Here is a 22416-nt window from a genome sequence, read left to right on the forward strand (position 1 = left end):
CTCCTGTGTTCGGTGGATGGTGTCGATGCGGCACGCGGCTCGTCGGCCCGGCCTGAAATGACGTACGGATCCCGGGTGTTGGCGGGCCATGGAGCCATCACCCGGCCGATCGGGGGCCTGCACGCTGAAGGGGGTGTGCGAGTGTCCGTGCGGTGGCCCCGGATCGCGGTGCCATGTCGGTCCGTGGTCGCGGTGATACAGCGGTGCGTAGTCGCGGTGACACGGCGGTCCGTATGGGCATTGCTCACGCCGCCAGCACGAAGTAGGCGAAGCCCGCCGCCAGCACGCCCGCCACCGCGCGGCGGGTCCTGCTCGTGCGGTCCCATGGGGTCTCAAAGGGCTGGGCGAACTTCGCGATCGCCACGAGCAGCCCCGCGAAGAGCGGCAGCCAGGCCATCCGCGCCAGGATCCATCCGGCCGAGTCCGGCGCGGTGGTCAGGCCGGGGATCTCGCCGACGTACGAGGCGGGGACCGCGGCGGCGAGCATCGCCGTCTGGTGCCAGCACAGGATCGTCATCGCCGACAGGTTGATCATCACCACCGGGGCCCACAGGGCGGGCCGCCGGAGCAGCCGGGCCAGCCGGTCGCGCAGCAGGATCGCCGCGCCGGACTGGGCGGCCGCGAGCGCCAGGACCAGCAGTGACGGCGGATGGGAGTTGGTACGGGACGTGCCGGGCACGCCCACCATCGACGCCGGGTAGTGGAAGGCGAGCAGCAGGGTGGCGAACAGGGCCGCGCCGCCCGCGAACAGCAGCCACGCCTCGCGGCGGCCCAGCCGCTTGTCCGCCCAGGACACGCCCAGTTGGTAGGCGAACATCCAGCCCGGGAGCAGGTTGAGCAGACTCACCCAGGACGGCATCGCGTCCGAGTACGGCCCGTAGCGGAGGAAGTCGACGACCGCGACCGAGCCGAGGAGCGGGGCCGCGGCCCGGAAGCCGAGGCGCTGCGAGGCGCGGACGCAGTACGGCGTGAGGGCTGTGATCACGGCGTAGACGCCGACGAACCACAGGGGCTGGACGACCAGTGTCGACGCGGTGTGCAGGGTGGCGGTCGGGACGCCGAGGCCGTAATGGAGGGTGGGAAGTAGCAGCGCCCACACGGCGGTGACGCCGAGGACCGGGCGGCCCAGGCGGGTGAGCCGGCCGGTGATCCACTCGCGGGCCGACCCCTTGCGGCGCCGGTAGGAGAGGTACGAGGAGTAGCCGCCGACCAGGAAGAAGATGCCCAGCATCTGGAGGATCCAGCTGGCCGGGGCCAGCACGCCGAACGTGGCCAGCGGGCTGGCGTTGCGCAGGCCGCCGCCGGTGTCGAGGGTGAAGCCACCGAGCAGCCAGTGGCCGGTCGGGACGGCCAGGAGCGCCAGCGCGCGCAAACCGTCGACAGCGCGGTCGCGGTGGGCGGGGGTCCGGTCGTCGATCTTGGCGGTGAGCTTCGCGAGCTTCGTGGAGGTCTTCATCACAGGTCTCCGCCGGCGATCGCCGCGAACGCGGTCAGGGTGGAGGTACCGGGAGTGAAGTACTCGTCGTGTGCCGGGACGTCGTCGGCGGGCAGGACGGTCGCACCGAAGTCGGGCGAGGTGGGGTCCGCGCCGTGACCCAGCCCCAGGACCTCGACGTTGGGGACGCGGTCGATCCAGTCGTCCGGGGACTTCGCCGCCCAGATGTGGGCATCGGTGCCCAGCGCGGTGACGTCGTCGGCGCGCATGCCGGGCGAGCCCATGACGACGATGTCGTTCGCGTCGGTGTCGTGTGCGGCGAGGCCGCAGGCCACCGAGCCGTAGCTGTGGCAGAAGAGGGAGGGGGCGGGGAGGCCGGCCGCGTCCAGACCCTCGGTGAAACGGGTGAGGCGCTCGGCACCGGTCTCGGCGAGCCGGCCCGTCGCCAGGTCGGGGCCGATGCCCGAGGGGGTGGTGTAGCCGGCCCAGGCGATGACGGCCGTGTCGTCACCCGCCTCCTCCTGGAGATCGGCGGCCCACTGTGCCGTACGGTCGAACGTCGAGATGCCGATGTCCGAGCCGGGGACGATCACCGAGACGTGGGTGGCGTTCTCCAGGTTGCCCGCGACCCGCACGATCAGGCCGCGGCCGCGCGGGTCGTATGCCAGGACCTGGTCGCCTGCGGGGGCGTTGGCCTCGTAACGGAGGCTTACGGGGACGCCGTCGAGGTTGCCCACCACGGTGGGGTGGTCCTCGACGAATCGCCGCTGCTGAGTGTCGGTCAGGTCGGCGAAGAAGACCGCCACTTCGGCCGGGGTGGCCGTGGTGGGGTCCGGTAGTTCCTTGCCCAGAGAGTCGTCCGCCAGCCAGGCGGCGGTGCCGGGGAGCGGACCACTCAGCGCGCTCTCGGTGCTCTCCGAGGCCCAGCCTGCCGTGCTGCCGACCAGCAGTGCGGTCAGTACGGCCGTGGTCAGGGCCTGCTTGAAGCGGCGCATCCGTGCGTCTCCCTCTGTCTCGTCCGTGGTGACGGGGAGGAAGGTAGGAAGACGGTTGGGCGTGGTGCGTCACGCTGGGGAGCCAAGTCGGGAGTGATACCCCGGTAGGGGGTGGCTCAGGTGCTGGCCCCCGGGCTGGGCGGGGGTTTCCCCGCAGGAGTGGAGGCGGGAGTGCCGGGACGAGCTTTTCCGCCGGCTAGGCCGGCCTGGTCGAGCGGGCGTACTCGGTGGGGGTCTGGCCGTAGCGCTTCTTGAAGGCCCGGATGAAGTGGCTGCTGTCGGCGAACTGCCAGTGGGCGGCGAGTTCCGAGACGCTCGGTCGGCCGGGTCCGGCGGTGAGAGCGAGGCGGGCTTGCTCCAGGCGCCGGTGGCGTATGTAGGTGGTCACCGACTCCCCCACCGCGGCGAACGCCCGCTGCAAGGTCCGTACAGAGACACGTAGTTCACGCGCCAGCATGGTCGGAGACAGCTCTGGATGGGCGAGATGACTGTCCGCAAGGTCCTTCGCGGCCTGCGCCAGCGAAGGAGCCAGTAAGGGTTCAGTGTCGTCCAACCGGCTCTGCGCCACCGCCTTGGCCAGTTCGATCAGGGTGCTGTGGGCGGCGTGCACACCGGCCGGACTCAGGTCGGCGATGGTCTCGTGGACCATGTTCGCGTGCGCCACCAGCAGCCGCACCTCGGGCGATTCGACCGGTCCGGTGATTGTGCGGTTCCCGAGCAACGGTCCGAGCATCGCAGTGGGCAGGAAGGCGATCTTCGCCGTGGTGTGCGGTGCTGTCTCGAAGGCCGACGGATGTCCGAAGTGCCGCAGGAGGAACTGCCCGGCGGACACGGTGTGCTCGTCACGCTCGCGCGGGCCGTCCAACGCCCAAGCGCCCTGCCGCACCACGTACATCCGCACCAGATCCTCATCTCCGCGTGGAGTGCCCGCGGTCCGGGTGGCCGAGGCACCGTGGAGATCGGCGATCGTCACGTCGCTCAGCCTGGCGGCGCGACCCTTGACCCGGAAGTCACCGATCGTGGCGGGGCTGAAGGCCGGCAGCCTGAAGCCACCGCCGAGTTGCGTCTCCCAGCCGCGCCGGAAGGCGTCGAGCCCTCGCGATGCGGCGCCCGGGACCGTGGAGTCCAGATGGAACGCCCCGTGCGACACATCGGCCCTAGCTCCAGTACTCATCGCCTTCCGATCCCTCTCGCATGCGTTGCTCCAACGACCGCCCGCGGCACGGATGTTCCGTCCGGATGCCGATGTTGTTCGAGTGCATGGCGTGTCGACCTTCCTGGACTTCGGTGGGAGGAGCAAAACCCCGGCGGTTTTGGGCGTGGCGCATACGAGGACGCCGGAACGCCCTTCCCGTGGCCTGCCCGTCATTCCCGGCAGGTCGGCAGCCGTCCACTTGCTCACGGGGGGCCTCTCGTCTCAGTCGGCGCCATGTCCGTTGCTGGGCAACCGAGTTGTCGCGGAACGCGGGGGCCCGTGCCGCACCGTTTCCGTGACAACCAGTGGACGACAGCCGGCAGCGCGGATGAAGGACCCGCTCAACCACTGAATGACAGTCAGTGGTTGAGGTGGCTCAACGGACTGCGCGTCGCCGGGCGACATGCTCGCGGTGCCCGGCGGGAGGCGCTGCAGCCGGAGGACGTGGGGCTGCGCTGCGGAACATGTCTGCGCGCCCGCGAGCTGCGAAAGGGAGAAGTGGCAGAACTGTGCGACCTGTCGGCCGACTACTTCGTCCGCCTGGAGCTCGGCAGCGGCCGCAGCCGTCCCAACAGACGGCGGCGGCCATCCCCCGCGGGCCGCGCCTCGCTCCGGACGAACGCGATCACTTGTTCCTGTTGTGCGGGCACTGCACACCGCAGCGGCTCGGCTACGGCTACGGCTACGGCTACGGCTACGCAGCGAGCCCGGTCGCGGACCCGCCCGTCTCGTGAGCCCACTACGACAAGCCGGCCCCGCTCTCGACTACCCCTTGCGGCGAGTCGCGATCAACGGCAGGTGCTTGATCCCCGCGATGAAATTCGAGTGCAGGTGTACCGGTTCACTCGCCGGCTCGAAGTGCTCGAACTGGGCGAAGAGTTCCTGGAAGAACTCCTCCAACGTGATCCTGACCAGGGCGTGGCCGAGGCAGAAGTGCGGACCGACGCCGAAGGCCAGGTGCCGCCGAGCGTTGCGGCGTATGTCGAAGGTGTACGGGTCCGGGAACACGCTCGCGTCCCGGTTCGCCGAGCCGATCCACGCGGCGACCGCCTCCCCCGCGCGGACCGTGACCTTGCCGAGTTGGACGTCGTGCGTGGCGTAGCGGATGAAGTGGCTGGTCGGTGAGGACCAGCGCAGCGCTTCCTCGATCCCGCTGTCCAGCAGCTCCGGATGCTCGGCCCAGGCGGCGTACGTGTCGGTGGCGGTCAACTCGGCCAGGGCCGCGTTCGGTACGTGCGGTGTCGTGGCGTCCGCGCCGAGCAGCAGGCTGTAGCAGTTCGAGACGATTTCGCCCGCGGTCAGCGGTCCTCCGCCGTCTTCGAACTCCATCGTGGACAGTACGTCGATCAGGTCGCCGGTGCCGCCGCCCTGGCGCTTCGCCACGGCGTCCTGCAAGCAGGCGAACAACTCCCGGTGCGCCCGGTGCAGTGTGGCCTGCGCGCCCTCAGGCCGGACGAACTCGGGATCGTCCGGCGCGACGGCCTGGGTGGCGAGGAACGTCAGGTGGGACCAGTCGTCGCGATCGAGGCCCATGAGTGTCCCGATCACCGCCATCGGCAACTGGTCGGTCAGCGCGCCGAAGTCGAACGGCTCACCGTCGACGATCTCGGCGAAGAGACGACGGACCTCGTCGCGGATCACACCGCGATGCCCCTCCACCGCACGGCCGTTGAGCGCACGCTGGATCGGTGCGCGCATGCGTGTGTGCCGTGGCGGATCGGTCGCGGGAAGTTGCTTCCCGCCGGCCGGATCCTTCCTCCCCAACAGGTTCAGCAGCGTGCCGTGTTCGGAGGTGAATGCGGTGTGGTCCCGCAACACCTTCGCCACATCGTCGTAGGCCGTGGCCGACCAGAATCCCAGGTCCGGACGTAACTGCTGCCAGTGCACGGGGTCGTGGGTGCGCATGGCGAGCCAGATCGCATGCGGGTCGCCCTCCGCGTGCACGACGGGATCGACCAGATCCACCTTCTCCAGGTCGATCGCTTCGTCTCCGGTCGGGTGTGTCAGTCGCATGCCCGGTCTCCCTCGTGGTCCTCGTCGGATGATTCGGCGGACGATCGGGGGTGCGCGGCGACCGTCTCGGCCAGTCCGGCCACCGTGGGGTTCTCGAAGAACAGGCGGGCCGCCGGTACGTCGACCGCCAGTTCGCCGCGGAGTCGGGCGAGGACGTCGGCGGCGATGAGCGAGTTGCCGCCGATGGCGAAGAGGTCGTCGTGGATGCCGACCTGTTCGACCGCCAGAGCATCGGCGAAGACAGCGGCCAGCTTCGTCTCGACCGGCGTCCTCGGTGACTCGTAGGCGGTGTCGACGGCGCGTGGCACGAGCTTCGGCGCCGGTAGCGCCGTACGGTCGGTCTTGCCCGCCCGGTTCAACGGGAACTCGGGGACCATCGTGATCGCGGCGGGGACCATGTACCGCGGCAACCGGTGGCGGAGCGCTCGGCGCAGTTCGGTGGCCAAGTCGGCCAGGTTCTCGTCCGGGAGTTCCGGGAGTTCCGCGACGACATAGGCGACGAGGACCTTCTCGCCCGGTGTGACGTCTTCCCGGGCGATCACGACGGCCTCCGACACACCGGGCTGGTCGGTCAGCGCGGCCACGATCTCGCCGGGCTCGATCCGGTGCCCGGCGATCTTCACCTGGTCGTCGACGCGGCCGCGGAACTCCATCACGCCGCTCCAGCCGCGACGGACCACATCCCCGACCCGGTACATCCGTTCGCCCGGCACGAACGGATCGGGCAGGAAGCGCCGCTCGGTCAACTCCGGACGGTGCAGGTAACCGCGCGCGAGCCCGGCTCCGCCGGTGTACAGCTCACCCCACTCCCCTTCGGGAACCGGCCGCAGGCCCTCGTCCAGGATGTACACGCGTGTACCGGCGATCGGCGTACCGATCGGAACTGTCCCGCTGACCTGGCGGGTGACCGTATGGGATGTCGTGAAGCAGGTGTTCTCCGTCGGGCCGTAACCATTGACCATCCGGACCTTCGGGTGGGCACGCCGTACGCGGTTGACGTGGGCCGGTGAGAGCACGTCGCCGCCTGCGACGAGTTGGCGAAGACCGCCGAGGCTGTCCACGTGGCGGTCCACCATGCGGTGGAACAGTCCGGCGGTTAGCCAGAGCGTCGTGATCCTCTCCCGCCGGAGGCACTCCGCCAGTTCGGGCAGCGACAACGGGCCGGGTGGATGGATGACCAGGCAGCCACCGTTCAGCAGGGCTCCCCAGATCTCGAACTCGGACGGGTCGAACGTCAGCGCGCACAGCTGGAGAAAGGTCTGGTCGGAGCCGAACTCGATCCACTCGGCGTGGTGCACGAGCCGGACCACGCCGCGGTGCGGCACGGCCACTGCCTTCGGATGACCGGTCGAACCCGAGGTGTAGCGCACGTAGGCCAGCCCGTCGGCCGACCCGCTGGGCGGAAGTGGCGCGGCACCAGGGACCTCGGGGCCGTCCACATCGAGCACGGTCACGCCGAGATGGGGCAGTTGCCCGAGAAGGGGCCGGTGGGTGAGCAGGACACGGGCGTCCGCGTGGTCGAGCATGAACCGCAGCCGCAGGGCGGGCTCGTCCGGATGCAGCGGGAGGTACGCGGCTCCTGCCTTCAGCACACCGAGCAGAGCGACGATCATCTGGAAGGAGCGCTCGACGCATACACCGACGATGTCCTCCGGCCCGACGCCGACGTCTCGCAGCCGGTGTGCCAGGTGTTCGGCCCGCAGATCCAACTGCCGATAGGTCATCTCCTCACCGCGGAAGCGCAGCGCCGTCGCCGTGGGTGCGGACCGCACGCGATCGGCGAACAGCTCGGTGATCGTGACGTCCTTCATCGGCATCCCCGCTTCATCGATGTCCCTGCCTCCACGGACGAAGTCGGCGCGGCCGGTCGGATGAGGTTGTCGCACAGCCGACTCAACCAACGACCGGACGAAGGGCACATACTCCGGTGGTGCGGATCCATACGCATGCGTACGCATGTCTCGGAGGAACGACCGTGCAGCCGCCAACTCATGCCGACCAGCGCATACTTGGTCGCCCTAACATGCCCCCCCGCATGCAACTGGACCTGAATCTCATGGCGGTGCTGGATGCCCTCCTGGAGGAGGGCAGTGCCACAGGGGCTGCAGTACGGCTACGACTGTCCGCTCCGGCCACGAGCCGCAGCCTCGGCCGGATCCGCCGGATCCGCCGACTCACCGGGCACCAGATCCTGGTCCGCACAGGCCGGATCATGACACCGACGCCTTACGCCCTGAAAATTCGTGACGAGGTGCACTACCTCGTCGAACAGTCGCGCGCGATCCTCGAACCGAAGCGCGCGCTGAATCTCGGCACCCTGCAGAGAGCTTTCACCGTCCGGGGAAACGACGCCCTCACAACGGCGATCGCTCCCCATCTCCTCGCAGCGATCCAACAAGCTGGACGTGGCCTGTCCGTGCGGCTGCTGGCGGAGACCGACATCGACACCAACGATTTGCGGCACGGCACGGTCGATCTGGAGATCAGCTCGACCATGCCGGTCCTGCCGGAGATCAACCATGAAACGCTCGGTGACGACCGGCTCGTGGTCGCGTTCCGCCCCGACCATCCCTGCGCAGGGACCCGATCGACGTTGCCCTGAATAGCCTCGGCTTGCGGCGCAGAGTTGTTGCATCCGCCCCCACCAGCACTGCGGCACTGCGGCACTGCGGCACTGCACATCTTCAGCCAGAGCGAGTTGCTCGTCGTGGTGTCCGAGCGGATGTGCCGGCCGACGCTTGCGGACTCCGCATCAGCACGCCACCGTTTGACCTCGCACCCGTGCCGGTGACCCTGGCCTGGCACCAGCGTTACGACAACGACCAGGCCCACGCGTGGCTCCGCGCTCAGGTACGCGACTCTTTCGCCGCCTTCCTCGGGCACCGGTTCACGACAGGCGTCGACGCGGCCGAAGCGGGGCCGGCCGACGTCTGAACAGCGGCGTGGCGTGACCCGGTGGCGCGCACCGGGGGTCAAATGCATACGGGTAAATCTCTCATTGACTATATTGCATTTGAAGCAAGCGACGGCTGCTCGTAGTGTCGAGACGTGTCTCCGGGCCATACCGCACTAAGGAGTAAAGAAGTTGTCCAGGAAATCCACGATAGTCGTCGGTGGCGGCCTTGTAGGGCTGACAGCAGCAGTCTCCCTCAAGCTCATCGGCCACGAAGTCATCGTGCTGGAAAAGGCACCGCAGATTCGGGCCGTCGGCGCCGGAATCGGCCTGTGGGCCAACGCGTTGCGAGAGTTCGACCACCTCGGCATCGGCCCGGAAATCCGCGACATGGGCATCGAGCACAACATGTGGTTCTTCAACCCTGCCGGCGATCCGGTCCGCGCTCCTGGTTACACCGACAGGGATCACCAGTTCCTGCTCGTACCGCGCCCCGAGTTGAACAACCTCTTGGCCGACACCATCGGTCGCGACCGAATCCGCCTCGACGCCCACGTGACCGGATATACCGAGACCGGATCGGACGTCGTCGTGCACCTCGCCAACGGCGAGACACTTCGCACGGATCTACTGATCGGCTCGGACGGCGTCCACTCAAATGTGCGCAAGCAGCTGGTGCCGGGAAGCGACGCCGTACCACACTCCGGCCACTACTCCTGGCGTGCGATCGTGCCGACGGGCAATCAAAACTCAGAGCCCACCGTACTCACCGTCGGCCACCGCCGAACCCGCGGCGGGTACGCGAGGATCGCTCGTGATCGGGCCATGTGGATGGTCAACCAGTTCGATGCCGGGCCGCTCACCGGAAGCAAGCGCGAACGGGCACTGGAGCGCGCACGGAATCTGACTGAGGCGGGATGGAACGACGACCTCCTGTCCATGATCGCCGAAACGCCGGAGGAATCCATCCTGGAGAACCAGGTCACGCTGGTCCCGGAACTGCCCCATTGGACCAGCGCGCGCGTCGCTCTGATTGGCGACGCCGCGCACGGACTGTCCCCCCACATCGCTTCCGGCGGCACTCTCGGCATCGAGGACGTCGGCGTCCTGCGCAGCATCCTGACAGCCGAGGCCGACCTGGAAAAGGCCCTCACCACCTACGAGCACACCCGCAGCGCCCGCTTCGACACGGTACGCGAGCACTCCACCGCCGTCGAACATGCCGGCGACGCAGTCGAATTCGCGCAACGCTACGCCACGTTCAGCCACTGGATGCTCACCACGGCACCTGCTACCCCATAACCGCCTCCAAGAATTGGGGAATCATTCGTGGAGTTCCGCATCCGTACGACAGGAGGCGCGTAGCACATGCCGGACTGGATAAACCTCGCGGAGTCTTTGATAGCGTCACCCACACTCTACGCCGTACTCATTGCGGTATCCCTACTCGACTCTTTCCTCCCGTTGATCCCGAGTGAACCCGTCGTGATCATCGCAGGCATCGCCGGCGCAACCGGGCAGACGAATATCATGCTTGTCATTGCCTCTACGACGGCCGGTGCCTTTCTCGGCGACCTCGTTCCCTACTCCATCGGCCGGTTGATGGGGGAACGCGCACTAAAGCGCCTGCCAGTTGGCACCAAACGCCGGAAGGCGTATGACCGGTTCGAGCGCGAGCTGGAATTACGCGGCGGTTTTGTGCTCGTCTCCACGCGATTCATTCCGGTCGGACGCTATCTCGCCACGGGAACGGCGGGGGTGGTGAGATACCCGCTGCGCAGGTTCATGTTGTACGTTGCGATTTCCACCTCCACGTGGAGTGCTTATACCGCACTGTCGGGATACCTCGGTGGCGTCTTCTTCCAGGAGAACACGCTCCTTTCCATCGCAGTCGGCGTCGGGTTCGCGCTCGCGGTAACCGGCGCGGTGGAGTTCTCACGGTATGTTCGACGCCGCAACAATCCTGCACACCCCGTACAGAGGCACTGAGTTGACGCGCCGGCATCGGCGGAGACAGCTCAGGATCTGGCGAGATGGCTGTCGGAAAGGTCCCTCGTGGCCTGAGCCGGCGCCGGCGCCGGGTCCGGGTCCGGGTCCGGGTCCACATCGTCGAACCGGCTCTCCGCGCGGCAACACCGGCTTGTGGCGCGGATGTTCTGTTCGGATGCCGCTGTGGTTCAAGTGCCGGGCGTACCGATCAACCTAGGCTCCGGCGGTAGGGCAAACCCGAGCAGTTCCGGGCCCTGTTGCATACGAAAGACGAGAGACTCGTGAACCAAGAGAGTTCGACCCGCATGGTTGCCATCACTCGTGCCCGTGCCGGCTCAGGCATGGACATCCTGAGCGAAGCGATCGGCAGCGTGCGGATCGGGCGGGCCGAGGCCTGCCGGGTCAGGGAGTCGGGCTCTTGGGGCATGCGATTCCCCGCCTTCGCGGGCAGCGGGTTCCACATCCTCCTGCGGGGCAGTGGCTGGCTGATCCCGGCAACCGGCCGGCCGCGTGCACTCAAGGCGGGCGATGTCGTTCTCACCCCGTTCGGTGCCGAACTCGGATTCAGTCACGCGCCAGGCCTGCTCAAGGACTTGCCCCCGGCGGCAGAGGTCGTGCGCGAGGATCCGCACAGTCCCGACCCGAGCAGTCCCGATCCGAGCAGTCCCGATCCGGCCGACGTCGAGTTCCTCTGCGGCGCGTACTGGCTCGACCACGGTCAAGTACATCCGTACTTGAGAGCGTTGCCCGAGGTCCTCGTGGTTTCACCGGGCCATGACCGCGCCTTGCAACTGCGGTTGCTGGCCGATCTGCTGGCCGTGGACGTGTCCGAGACACAACCGGGCAGTGGGGCGACCCGCCCCGCGCTCCTGGACCTGCTGCTGACCCACGCTCTGCGCCAATGGCTGGAGCAGAACCGCGACGCCGACCGGCCGGAGATCGGCGATCCCGCCATCGCCGTCGCCTTGCGCGAGATCCATTCGAGCCTGCACAAGCCGTGGACGGTGCAGCAGCTCGGCCAGAGTGTAGGGATGTCGCGGACTGCGTTCACCAAACGATTCACCGCGATGGTGGGAACGCCACCCATGACGTACCTGACCGGTCGGCGCCTGAGCCACGGGGCCCGTCTGCTCCGGGAGACCAAGGCGCCACTGGCGAACATCGCCCGTCAGGTCGGCTACTCGACGGAATTCGCGTTCGGAGCCGCTTTCCGCCGTGAGTACGGCATTTCACCAGGCCGTTTCCGTGACCTGGAGTCCCGCCGGGCCTGTGGAGCCTGACCCGGGCGATGGGGCCGGCCAGGCTCAGGCGAGGAGGGTTCCGTGGGCGGTGATGACCGTTGATCCTTCGACCTCGACCGTGTCCAGTTGACGGCTGTTGCCCTCTGCCCTGGCGAACATCTGGGACGGGCGGCCCATCTCCACACCTTGGACGATCTCGATCCGCTTCCCGAACGGGACGAGTCCGTAGCGCGCGAGATGCACCGCGAGCGGGCCGGCGGCCGATCCCGTCCCCGCGTCCTCGCTCACGCCGTAGGCCGGGGAGAACATCCGCATCCGCCAGTGCTCTCCCGAACCCGTGAAACAGATGGCGGCCATGTCCGGGTGTCTCGCCAGCGCCCGCAGATCGGGCTGGACCCGGGCGAGGGCCGCCACACTCTCGACTCCGACGTAGACGTGCCGGGGCCCGTTGCGGTAGGCGTCCACCGGAAGGGTCGAGGATTCGAGGCCGAGCGCGTCGAGGAGTTCGCCCTGCCGCCCGTATGGCTCCCGGACCGGGATCGGCTGGCGCATGGCGGCCGTGACCGTCCGCTCGCGTCGATGGCTGAATTCGATCGGGATGGTGCCGCCCGCGGTTTCGAGCCGTAACCGGTCCACCGCCGTTGACACGCCCAGCACCGCGGCTGTGCCCAGTACCGGGTGCCCGGCGAACGGCAGTTCGTTGACCGGGGTGAAGATGCGGACCCTCCGGTCGCCGTCGGCCCGGGCGGGGAGGACGAACGTCGTCTCCGAGAGGTTCATCTCGCGGGCGATCAGCTGCATCCTCTCGGCGGGGATGCCGACCGCGTCCGGGAAGACGGCCAGGGGGTTGCCCTGCAGGGCGACCGTGGTGAACACGTCGACGATCACGTACTGGTGCATGGTGGGTTCAGTCTCCTGCCGCTGCTCTGCCTGCCAGGGCGCCGAACACGAGGGCCTGGCCGATCGTCGCGCCGGTGCCCGGGTAGGCGGACCCGAACGGGCCGGCGGCGACGTTGCCCGCGGCGTACAGCCCCGGTACGGCCGTTCCGTCGTCTCGCAGTACACGCCCGTCGGGATCGGTGTGCGGGCCGCCGCTGGTTCCGCCGAGTCCGGGGCGTACCGGCACGGCGTAGAAGGGTGGTGAGTACAGGGGACCCAACGTCGGGTGGACGGCGCCGGGATCGCCCATGACGCCGTCGTAGGGGTTCGTTCCTCGGTCGTGGTCCGGATCCTCGCCGGCGGCCGCCGCCCAGTTGAATCGGCTGATCGTCTTGGCGAGCGCGTCGCCCGGGACATCGATGAGACGCGCCAACTCCAGCAGTGTGCAGGCGCGTTGCAGCCAGTCCGGGTCGGGGTCACCGGGGCGGACCGGGCCGATCGGATAGCGGCGGCGGTGGGCGGCGTCGACGATCAGCCAGGACGGTTCGGTCGGGTGCAGCGATCGGCCGACCTCGTGGTAGCTCCGGGCCTCGTTGGTGAACCGGTGACCGTCGCAGTCGACCAGCACCGCACCGGGGCGCGCACGCTCGGCGAGGAGGATCCGGTGCACGGGTTGGCCGTCGATCGCGTCGCCGGGTATCCGGATCGTCGGGCACCACCAGGCCTGCGACGTGTTGTGCAGCGCGGCCCCGGCGGCGATGGCCATGCGCAGCCCGTCACCGCGGGCGCCCGGTGCTCCGGTGAGGCCGGCAACCGGGCCGCCGAGGAATCGCCGGACGAACGCCTCGTCGCGTTCGAAGCCACCCGTCGCGAGTACGACCCGTCCGTCGAGCGGAGTGCCGTCGACCGCCACGCCGGTGCCGAGGAACCTCGTCGCTCTGGCGTGTGTGCGGATGGTGACGCCCGCGTCGATGGCGGCCGTGAGCAGTGCGGCCACCAGTGCCTGCCCCGCGGTGTGTATTCCGGCCTGTCTGCGCTGCCCGATGAGGTCGGGTGCGGCTTTGCCGGTGAGGAGTTCGGTGAGGGTCGCCCGCGACCGCCAGGGCAGGGCGGCGCGCATGAGGGCGGCGACCTGCGGTGTGGTGCGGAACGGCCGTGGTTCGAGCGACCGTCCGGCGCCGTACCCGCCCGGCAGCGTGCCGTGGCAGTCCGGTATGGGAAGGGTGGCCCAGCGCAGCGGTGTCCTCATCTCGAGCCATTCGGCCACGCGCGGTGCCTCGTCGACGAACCGGTCGGACATGGCGGTGTCCGCGGGCACGTACCCGTATTCGTCGGAGCGGCTGAGCGAACTCAGATACGTACGGGCGCGTTGCCGGGTGTCGTCGGCGGCAAGCGGCAGGTGGTTGCCGGGCAGCCAGGCCGCCCCGCTGGACAGGGCGGTGGTGCCGCCGATCGTCGAGGTCGCTTCGACAACTGTGACCTCGGCGCCCGATTCCCGTGCCGACAGGGCCGCGGCCAGCCCCGCCGCGCCCGAACCGACGACGACCACCGAGGTCATGCCACCTCCCCGTCGGTGGGGATCCCGCCCCTCTTGACGACGGGTACCTCGATGCCCAGAGCCCGCATCTGCTCGCAGGGATTCATGAACTCCCGTATCTCCGCGATCTTTCCGTTGTCGAGGCGGAACGAGTGGATGAAGTGGTTGCGGTAGTGGCCCGGCGGATAGTGGGGGAAGATGATCTGCCCTTCTCCGTCGCACTCGACCCATATGCGGTTGGGGTCCTGGGTCTCGTGGATCTCGACGTTGGTCCAGCGCCAGTCGGGGAAACACTCGAGCGACCACGCGGCCATCAGGTACAGGTTCTCCCGTCCCGTGACAGCGGCCGGTTGTCCGGTGTCGGTGGTCCAGAGGCCGCCCCGCGCGTCCTCGGTGAACAGGTGGTGGCGTCGGAGCCTCGCCGGTCCTTCCGTCATGTCCAGGTATCGCTCCACCGTGGCCCGGTTGGTGCGGCGGAGTTCGGAGTCGTTGTCGACCCACTCCTGGGGCCTCGTGTGTTGGGTCATGGTCGATCTCCTCGGTCGCGGGTTGGGCATGTGTCAGGCCAGCGCCTCGTCGATGCGCGCGGCGAAGAGGGCGGGGCCGTTGCGGGTCAGCACCGACTCGGCGTGGAACTGCAGGGAGGCGAAGCCAGGTCCGCGAAGTGCGTGCACCTCGCCGGTGCCTGCGTCCCGACCGACCTCCACCAGGCCGACCCCTGGCACGTCGAGCTTGTCGGTGTCACTGTGCGCGGCGAACGTGTTGTAGAAGCCCACCGTCTCGTTCTCGCCGAACAGCTCGATCTCGCGTTGCGTGCCCTGGTGCGGCACAGCACCGCGGCGCACGTCCAACCCGAGTACCAGGCTGAGCAGTTGGTGGCTCAGGCACACGGCGAGGAACGGCTTCCGCCCGGCCAGCAGCCTCTCGATCGCCTCGCGCAGGTGGGAGTTCCTGGGATCGTCGGCGACTCGGGGATCGCCCGGCCCGGGGCCCAGGACCACAAGATCGTCCGCTTCCCATGAGTAGGGTTCGTCCCAGCGCCGGACGGTCACCACCAGGCCCAGTGAGCGGAGTTGCGCGGCGATCATCGCGGTGAACATGTCCTCGGCGTCCACCACCAGGACCCGGCGCGAGGAGGACACGGGCGTCGGCGGTGGGTGTTCGGTGGCGGCGAGCCAGAACCCGGCGAGGCCGCGTCGGCGGCGTTGGAGCAGGTCCCGTACGTACGGATGCTCGCCGAGCGGGCGACGGCGGCCGGGTCCGGGGCGGGCCGCGGCCCCCGGATCGGTGGACATGGCTCGGAGCAGGGTCGCCGCCTTGGCGCGGGTCTCCGCCACCTCGGCCGCCGGATCCGAGTGCCGTACGAGCGTGGCGCCGACCCCTGTCCGTACCTGACCCGTCGGATCGAGATCCGCCGTACGGATCATGATGGCCGAGTCGAGGCGGTGGCCGCCTGTGGGGTCGCGGCCGATCAGCGCTGCGACCCCGCCGTAGTAACCGCGCCCGGCCGGCTCGTACCGAGTGATCACCCGGCATGCGCTGGCCAGCGGGCTGCCGGTCACCGTGGGCGCGAACATCGTCTCCGACAGGATGTCCAGCGGATGCCGGCGGGACCGGCCCGTGATGAGGTACTCGGTGTGCGCGAGCCGTGCCATCTCCTTGAGCCGCGGCCCCAGGACCCGGGCACCGCCGCTGTCACAGACGCGGGCCATCATCTTCAGTTCCTCGTCGAGCACCATGTGCAGCTCGTCGGATTCCTTGTGGCTGTCCAGGAACGCCATCAGTCCGGCCAGGGTGGGGCCGTCCTCGGGATAGCGGTACGTGCCGCTGATGGGGTTCATCACCGCGTCACCGTCGTGCAGGCTGACGTGGCGTTCCGGCGTGGCGCCGACGAACGTGCGTGTGCCGGTGTGGATGAGGAAGGTCCAGTACGCGCCCGACTCCTGTTCGCACAGCCGGCGGAAGACGGTGCGTGCCACGTCGAGGTCGTAGTCGGCGATACGCCCGGCGAAGCGTCGTCCGAGCACGAAGTTGGAGCCCGCGCCCTTCCCGATCTCGTCGCTGACGATCCGTTCGACGGTACGGGCATAGGTGTCGTCGTCGGTGTCGAAGTGCCCGTCGACGAGCCGGACCGGGACCTCGGGTATGCGTCGGAGCAGATCGTGCAGCGGCACCACCGCCTGCTCGGTGATCAGCATCGCGATCAGCGGCGCACCGTCGTCTACACAGTCGAGGCCACGTTCGCGGAGCTGCCGGTAGGGGATGACCGTCAGGACCTCATGCCCCTGGCCGTCTTCGGTGCCCTCTTCGGCCACCGGGACATCGGCGAGCCTGTCCGGCATGCACAACTCGCCTGTCAGTACGTCGAGTTGATGTCGCCCGGTCCGTTCCGGGCGGTGCAGCAGGGCGAACGGGGGCGGCTCCGCTGCCAGCACCCGGCGGAGCAGACCTGACGTACCGTTCACGGCAGGACGTCCTCCGCGGTGACCACGACAGCGCACTTCCGCGCGGCGTACTCCAGGGCGAATCGATGGTCCTGCGCCGAGAAGTCGGCGACAGCGTCGGCCACGACGAATGGCTGAACGTCGTTGCTGAACGCGTCGACCGCGCTGGCCAGGACCCCTATATGGGCGTACACCCCGCAGATGACGAGCTGATCGGCATTGTGCCGGCGCAGCCATGCCAGTAACTCGGTACGGAAGAACGCGCTGTACCGCCACTTCGTGAACACCCCGTCCAGCGGCCCGGGTTGCAGTGGTTCAGGCACGTCACGGTCGGCCGGCTCGGCTGACATTCCCGCACCCCAGAAGTCGGCGAGCAGGCCGCGCTGCGACGGGTCCATGCCACCGGGCTGCATGGTGTACGCCACCGGCATGCCAAGTGCCCGGCACCGGTCCAGTACCGAGACCGTGTTCCGTACGAGCTGACTGGTCATGGTGTCGGGAAAGGGGCGCAGGAAGTACCGCTGCATGTCATGTATCAACAACGCGCCGCGCCGCGGGTCGACCGTCCAGTCGGCCACGTTCTTCGGCAGGTCCGCCGGTATCGGCAACGGGTACGACTCGATGTCCGCGATGCCAGTCATGCTGAATTCCTTTTCGGCTTACGGCGGTTCGGCCGGGGTGGCTCGTGAAGTTGCACGATCCGTGGTGCCCCGGCGTCGACTACGACGGCCTACGCAACCACCGCCTCTTGCCCCACAGCCATACGCGCAAGGCCGCGATCCATACGCGTCTGAGCCTGATGTACTGCGCCCAAGGCAGTGAGCAGAGTTGGCTACTGAATGATCAGAAGTTGGCTGAACAGCCAGCTGGGTTCACGCGTACAGTGCGGCAGCAAGGCTGAAGATCATCTGACCGGCCCGGACGTCTGGAACCTGCCCAGTCCTGGCTTTGGGACACACGGCATCCGCGTCCATTCCCACGAACACGTTCAGAAATTGCTCTGGAGACACACCTGATGAAGCTAGCCAAGCGGCTTGTCCTCACCACCACGGCTCTCGCCACTGTCACCGCCGCCACGCTCGTAGGCGCGACGGTCGGCCCGGCGGCGGCTTCGCAGCCCGCCCGCACCGGCGTCGAGGTACCCGACGCGCTGAAGGTCCCGGACGGCAACCGGCTCACCGGCGTCTTCTCCGCCGAAGGCGTCCAGACCTACACCTGCACCGACGGCGCCTGGAAGCTGCTGGAGCCCGCTGCCACCCTGTGGGCCAAGAAGGACCACTCGCGCCGCACGGTCGCCCTCCACTCCCGCGGCCCCGTCTGGGTGTCCACGGTGGACGGCAGCGCCGTCAACGCCGCCGCCGTTGCCACCTCCCCCAAGGCCGGCACCATCCCCGAACTCCTCCTGAAGTCCACCGCCACTCGCGGCACCGGGGTCTTCGCCGACGTCTCCTACATCCAGCGCCTCAACACGCGCGGCGGCGTCGCTCCCACCACCGCCTGCACCGGCACGGACCAGACGAGCGTCCCGTACTCCGCCACCTACACCTTCTACAAGCCCGCCAAGTAATGCGGTAGGCAGCAACGGCAGTGGCCCCTGGGCGATTTCGAGGGGCCACTGCTGTTGCTGCCCCCGGCAGCAGAACGTACGACGTGGACAGAAGCCATGCACCGGACCGACCTCCGGCCGCTACGCTCGGTCCGGTTCGAACAAACGACGACCGGTGGGTGTCCAGGCCGCCGGGAAGGAAACGTGAGAGAGCGCGTGATATCCGGAGATGGCGATCACCAGGCGGGGATACGTTCGGAACGCGGTTCGGGGCGGCTGATCGCCGGTCGATATCTGCTGCACGACGTCCTCGGCAGAGGCGGCATGGGCACGGTCTGGCGGGCTCATGACCAGTTGCTGGACCGCCCGGTCGCCGTCAAGGAACTCCACATCCTCACCCACGGCGACGAGGAGCAGCGGGTCCGGGTGCGTCGTGCGGTCCGTGAGGCGCGCGCGGTCGCGCGGGTGCCGCACCCGCATGTGGTGGGCGTCCATGACCTGGTCGAGTCCGAGGACCGGCTGTGGATCGTCATGGAACTCGTCCAAGGGCCCTCGCTGGCCCACCACATCGCCGAGACCGGACCACTCACCCCGCAGCGCACCGCCTCCCTCGGACTGCAACTGCTCGACGCGCTGGAGGCCGTGCACGCGGCCGGCACCCTGCACCGCGACGTCAAACCGGCCAACGTCCTGCTCCGCCGCGACGGCAGCGCCGTCCTCACCGACTTCGGCATCGCGGTCCTGGACGACGGCGAGTTCCTCACCACCACCGGCGAGCTGATCGGCTCGCTGGAGTTCATGGCCCCTGAGCGGGTGATGGGGTCGGAGGTCGGCCCGGCCTCCGACCTGTGGTCCCTGGGCGCGACCCTGGCCACGGCGTGCGGCGGGCTGTCCCCGTTCCGCAGACCGGCACGGCCCGCCACACTCCACGCGGTGGCCTACCAGGAACCCGCCCTGAGCGAGCGGCTCGGCCCGCTGCTCCCGGTCATCGAGGCACTCCTGCGCAAGTCCCCCGACGCACGCCCCACTGCGGCCAGTACGCGCGACGCGCTGCACCGCGTCGCGGCGGGACACATGGACGCCGGACCGCTGCTGCCGTCACCGACCGCCCACGCATCCTGGCCCGCGCCCCTGCTGGCCGACGCGGACACCATGACCAGCGGCCGACAGGGCCTGGTCCCGGCCGGACAGACCGCACCGACGGCAACGCACACCACCTCGCTCAGGCCCACGCCCCAGCCCTCGTCCCGCCACCGGGGCGCGAAGCGGCTGTTGTGGGCGATGGTCGGAACTGCGGTGCTGGCGGCGGGCGTTGGCGGTGGCCTGTTCCTCACCGGAGTGCTGCCGCTCAAGAAGGACCCCGTCACGACGACCACCCGCCAGGCCGTGAAGTCCACGACCGGCTGGCAGAAGGTGACCGGAGTGACCGTCCAACCAGGAGACAAGGTCACCGTGCGCTTCGTCTCGGGCCAATGGACCGTCGACCACGTCAGCCTCCCCATGACCGGCCCGGTCGGATACAACGCGGCCATCGACCAGTCACTGGACGGCGCGAAGGACTGCAAGATCAAGCCCGCGGCACCGTTCGGCGCCCTCCTGGCACGCCTCGCCGGCGAAAAGGCCCTTCCCATACGCTCCGTCGGACGGAAGCTGACCTTCAAGGCGGCCAACAACGGCACCCTGCAACTGGCCATCAACGACGAGGCCGACCGATGCGTCCAGGACAACAGAGGCACCGTGACCGTACAGGTCAGCGTCACGCACCAACCTTGATGGGTGGCAACTGGGCCCCGGTCGCATTCGTCGCGTCCTGGGGCCTGTCACTCCAACTCCTCACCGGCCGACTCTCCCCCCACCACCTGACCGGCGTTCAGGGCTCGATGAGGCCGACGCGGATGGCGTAGCGGGTGAGTTCCAGGCGGTCGCGCAGGCCCAGCTTCTGGAGGAGGTTGGTGCGGTGGCGTTCGACGGTTTTGGCGCTGATGACGAGGAGGAGGGCGATCTCCTTGGAGGTGTGGCCCTCGGCGACGAGTTTGAGGATTTCCTCTTCGCGTTCGGTGATGGGGCGGGCGGGCAGTTGTTCGCCGGTGCGGGCGCGGTCTAGGTAGGTGCGAATGAGAGTGGTCTCGGCGCCGGGGTAGATGAAGGGTTCGTCGCGCAGGGCGGCGCGGCAGGCTTCGACGAGGTCTCGGTCGGCGACGGATTTGAGTACGTAGCCGGAGGCGCCGGATTTGAGGGCCTCGAAGAAGTACTGCTCGTTGTCGTACATCGTCAGCATCAGGGTGCGCAGGCCGGGGCGGAGGCGGGCCAGTTCGCGGGCGGCCTGCAGGCCGGTCCGGCGGGGCATGGCGATGTCGAGTATGGCCAGGTCGATGTCGTTGCCGCGGGCCTGGGCGATGGCTTCGGCGCCGTCGGAAGCCTCGGCCACGACAGTCAGGTCCGGCTCGGCGTCGAGGATGAGGCGGACGCCGTGGCGGACCAGGGCGTGGTCGTCGGCGGGCAGGATGCGGGCCGGTGTGGTCATCACGCTGTCTCCTGGGTGCGGTCGGCGGCTGCGTGGCCGTTGACGTTCAGGCGTATCTCGGTGCCGTCGTGGGGCCCTGGCCGATCTGGAACTACCGGCCGGTCACACCGGTCCACCCCCACCATCACCGAGACACCCCAGAACCGGGACCTGGTCCCAAGTCCCGACGCACCTGCCGAGAAGTAACCACCGGGGGTTCGCGGAAAGCCAGGGGCGCAGCCCCGCCTTCAGGGGCGCGGGGAACTGCGCGACCAGCCCCCACCCACCCGCACCCGACAACACACGCCGAACCCCCACCCTGCGTCGGTAAGCTCACCGATCATGACCGTTGCGCGTTCCGTTGCCCTGTTCGTCGTGGCCGCCCTGTTCGAGATCGGCGGGGCCTGGCTGGTCTGGCAGGGCATCCGCGAACACAAGGGCTGGATCTGGATCGGCGCCGGTGTCATCGCCCTCGGTCTCTACGGCGTGGTGGCCACCTTCCAGTCCGACGACAACTTCGGACGCATCCTCGCCGCGTACGGCGGGATCTTCGTCGCCGGGTCGATCGCCTGGGGCATGGTCGCCGACGGCTACCGGCCCGACCGGTACGACGTCATCGGCGCGTTGGTGTGCCTCGCCGGGATGGCTGTGATCATGTACGCGCCTCGCAGCAACTGAGCGCCGTCGCCTCGCAGTCGCTGGGTTTGACGGACGGCCGTGTCCCAAGTGCCACGGCGGAGTAAGAGGAACACATCCCCGGGCCCAGGCCGACTCATGACCGGGGCAGCCGGAGGCGGCGTCGGCGGGACGTGTCGAACAGGTTCACCGCGCAGGCCGCCGCGACCAGCCCGGCCGCGAGCAGCAGCCCGTGCGGGAGAACAGCGCCGACGACCACCGCACTGAGCGCGAGTGTCATCGCCAGCCACGCCCTGCCTCGGCGGTATTCGCGCGGGCGGCGGGGACGTCCCCGGCCGAAGCCATGGGCGAAGCGGGGGTCGTCGAGCCGCAGCCGGGCCTCGAGGCCGGCGATCCAGTCGTCGTCGGATTGCGGCATGTTCCGCTCCTTCCACAGCAGTTGGGGCGAGCGAGGGCTAAGTCCAGCGGCCACACGCACAGGAACGCGTCGCCACAATGAACAGCACCATCAGCCGGTACGGTCGTCAGCCGGCCCTCTTCGACACCGTCAGCCATGTCATGACACTCGCGTCCAGCCCCGCCCTCGGAAGGGCAATTCGCCCGGGCCACGCTCGCGGGCGGTGCTCCTTCACCTCACTCTCACCCAGCCCGCCACGCCCGCGCATCGGGGACGGCACCCATCCTCGTCCCCTGGCAGCGGGGTATCCACGCGCACCGGAGGCGCCGCACCTACCATGACGGCATGCCCCTCGACCTCTTCGCAGGCATCCCCGTCAACGACTACGCAACTGCACTGCCCTGGTACGAGCGACTCCTCGGCACCCCGCCGACGTTCTTCCCGCACGACACGGAAGCCGTATGGGAACTGGCGGAACACCGGTACGTGTACATCGTGCAGCGGCCCGGTCAGGCGGGAAACGCCGTGCACACCGTCCTCGTCGACGACCTCGACACCCGTGTCGCGGGGATCGCCGACCGGGGTCTGGAGCCCACGAGCCGCGAGACCTACTCGGAGGGCATGCGCAAGGTCACCTACCACGACCCGGACGGCAACGAGTTCGGGTTCGGCGGCGCCGCACACTGACGCCGCCGTGCGATGAGCCGCTCTCT

Annotated in this window: 21 protein-coding genes; 9 read left to right on the forward strand and 12 right to left on the reverse strand. The window is 68.8% G+C overall.

Annotation, left to right across the window (positions count from 1 at the left end; all coding sequences use genetic code 11):
• Positions 1-244: 244 nt before the first annotated feature.
• The 5 genes from QF035_RS04355 to QF035_RS04375 all read right to left on the reverse strand — a co-directional run bounded on the left by QF035_RS04355 (position 245) and on the right by QF035_RS04375 (position 7455).
• Positions 245-1456, reverse strand: a complete 1212-nt coding sequence (locus QF035_RS04355; protein WP_307518241.1) for an acyltransferase family protein — start codon at positions 1454-1456, stop codon at positions 245-247.
• A complete protein-coding gene (locus QF035_RS04360; protein ID WP_307518243.1) occupies positions 1456-2430 on the reverse strand; it encodes an alpha/beta hydrolase in 975 nt (324 codons plus the stop codon). The genes QF035_RS04355 and QF035_RS04360 overlap by 1 nt, the downstream gene beginning before the upstream one ends.
• A 196-nt stretch (positions 2431-2626) precedes the next feature.
• Positions 2627-3604: a helix-turn-helix domain-containing protein gene (locus QF035_RS04365; protein WP_307518244.1), complete on the reverse strand. Its 978-nt coding sequence runs from the start codon at positions 3602-3604 to the stop codon at positions 2627-2629.
• A 786-nt stretch (positions 3605-4390) separates the two neighbouring features.
• On the reverse strand, positions 4391-5638 hold the full coding sequence (locus QF035_RS04370) for a cytochrome P450 (protein WP_307518246.1): 1248 nt from the start codon (positions 5636-5638) through the stop codon (positions 4391-4393).
• The gene (locus tag QF035_RS04375; RefSeq protein WP_307518247.1) at positions 5629-7455 is read right to left on the reverse strand and encodes a non-ribosomal peptide synthetase; all 1827 of its coding nucleotides are present in this window, start codon (positions 7453-7455) and stop codon (positions 5629-5631) included. Before QF035_RS04375 ends, QF035_RS04370 begins: the two co-directional genes overlap by 10 nt.
• A 158-nt stretch (positions 7456-7613) precedes the next feature.
• Between QF035_RS04375 and QF035_RS04380 the strand changes: the two genes are divergently transcribed.
• From QF035_RS04380 to QF035_RS04400, 5 genes are all read left to right on the forward strand, one after another.
• Complete coding sequence (locus tag QF035_RS04380) at positions 7614-8240, forward strand: LysR family transcriptional regulator (protein WP_307518249.1); 627 nt, start codon at positions 7614-7616, stop codon at positions 8238-8240.
• Positions 8241-8419: 179 nt separating this feature from the next.
• On the forward strand, positions 8420-8572 hold the full coding sequence (locus QF035_RS04385) for a hypothetical protein (protein ID WP_307518250.1): 153 nt from the start codon (positions 8420-8422) through the stop codon (positions 8570-8572).
• 151 nt (positions 8573-8723) lie between these two features.
• Positions 8724-9833, forward strand: a complete 1110-nt coding sequence (locus tag QF035_RS04390; RefSeq protein ID WP_307518252.1) for an FAD-dependent oxidoreductase — start codon at positions 8724-8726, stop codon at positions 9831-9833.
• Between the two features lie 66 nt (positions 9834-9899).
• Positions 9900-10520 carry a DedA family protein gene (locus QF035_RS04395; protein WP_307518253.1) on the forward strand — a complete coding sequence of 207 codons (621 nt, stop codon included), beginning with the start codon at positions 9900-9902 and terminating at the stop codon, positions 10518-10520.
• A gap of 305 nt (positions 10521-10825) precedes the next feature.
• Positions 10826-11800 (forward strand): AraC family transcriptional regulator, encoded by a 975-nt coding sequence (locus QF035_RS04400; RefSeq protein WP_307518254.1) that lies wholly within the window; start codon positions 10826-10828, stop codon positions 11798-11800.
• Positions 11801-11824: 24 nt separating this feature from the next.
• On the opposite strand, the gene QF035_RS04405 is transcribed toward QF035_RS04400, so the two are convergent.
• From QF035_RS04405 to QF035_RS04425, 5 genes are read right to left on the reverse strand one after another with little or no spacing between them, the layout of a single operon-like run.
• Complete coding sequence (locus QF035_RS04405) at positions 11825-12661, reverse strand: PhzF family phenazine biosynthesis protein (RefSeq protein WP_307518256.1); 837 nt, start codon at positions 12659-12661, stop codon at positions 11825-11827.
• A gap of 7 nt (positions 12662-12668) precedes the next feature.
• Positions 12669-14198 (reverse strand): FAD-dependent oxidoreductase, encoded by a 1530-nt coding sequence (locus tag QF035_RS04410; RefSeq protein WP_307518258.1) that lies wholly within the window; start codon positions 14196-14198, stop codon positions 12669-12671.
• A complete protein-coding gene (locus QF035_RS04415) occupies positions 14195-14704 on the reverse strand; it encodes a PhzA/PhzB family protein (RefSeq protein ID WP_307518259.1) in 510 nt (169 codons plus the stop codon). The genes QF035_RS04410 and QF035_RS04415 overlap by 4 nt, the downstream gene beginning before the upstream one ends.
• 33 nt (positions 14705-14737) lie before the next feature.
• A complete protein-coding gene (locus QF035_RS04420; RefSeq protein ID WP_307518260.1) occupies positions 14738-16642 on the reverse strand; it encodes an anthranilate synthase family protein in 1905 nt (634 codons plus the stop codon).
• Entirely contained in the window at positions 16639-17262 is a 624-nt protein-coding gene (locus QF035_RS04425; RefSeq protein WP_307518262.1) for an isochorismatase family protein, read from the reverse strand. The genes QF035_RS04420 and QF035_RS04425 overlap by 4 nt, the downstream gene beginning before the upstream one ends.
• Before the next feature lie 374 nt (positions 17263-17636).
• On the opposite strand from QF035_RS04425, the gene QF035_RS04430 reads away from it, so the two are divergent.
• Both QF035_RS04430 and QF035_RS04435 read left to right on the forward strand, forming a co-directional pair.
• Complete coding sequence (locus QF035_RS04430) at positions 17637-18188, forward strand: DUF3455 domain-containing protein (RefSeq protein WP_307518264.1); 552 nt, start codon at positions 17637-17639, stop codon at positions 18186-18188.
• 195 nt (positions 18189-18383) lie between these two features.
• Complete coding sequence (locus tag QF035_RS04435) at positions 18384-19940, forward strand: serine/threonine-protein kinase (protein ID WP_307518266.1); 1557 nt, start codon at positions 18384-18386, stop codon at positions 19938-19940.
• Between the two features lie 97 nt (positions 19941-20037).
• Here the strand turns inward: QF035_RS04435 and QF035_RS04440 are convergent, their stop codons facing one another.
• Positions 20038-20691, reverse strand: a complete 654-nt coding sequence (locus QF035_RS04440; protein WP_307518267.1) for a response regulator — start codon at positions 20689-20691, stop codon at positions 20038-20040.
• Positions 20692-21012: 321 nt separating this feature from the next.
• Between QF035_RS04440 and QF035_RS04445 the strand changes: the two genes are divergently transcribed.
• Positions 21013-21348 carry a YnfA family protein gene (locus tag QF035_RS04445; protein WP_307518268.1) on the forward strand — a complete coding sequence of 112 codons (336 nt, stop codon included), beginning with the start codon at positions 21013-21015 and terminating at the stop codon, positions 21346-21348.
• A gap of 94 nt (positions 21349-21442) precedes the next feature.
• On the opposite strand, the gene QF035_RS04450 is transcribed toward QF035_RS04445, so the two are convergent.
• Positions 21443-21724, reverse strand: a complete 282-nt coding sequence (locus QF035_RS04450; RefSeq protein ID WP_307518269.1) for a DUF3040 domain-containing protein — start codon at positions 21722-21724, stop codon at positions 21443-21445.
• 324 nt (positions 21725-22048) lie between these two features.
• Here QF035_RS04450 and QF035_RS04455 point away from each other — a divergent pair, with 324 nt between their 5' ends.
• Positions 22049-22390 (forward strand): VOC family protein, encoded by a 342-nt coding sequence (locus QF035_RS04455; protein WP_307518270.1) that lies wholly within the window; start codon positions 22049-22051, stop codon positions 22388-22390.
• Positions 22391-22416: the final 26 nt, after the last annotated feature.

The organism is Streptomyces umbrinus (assembly GCF_030817415.1).
In the GTDB taxonomy this organism is placed as follows: Bacteria; Actinomycetota; Actinomycetes; order Streptomycetales; family Streptomycetaceae; genus Streptomyces; species Streptomyces umbrinus_A.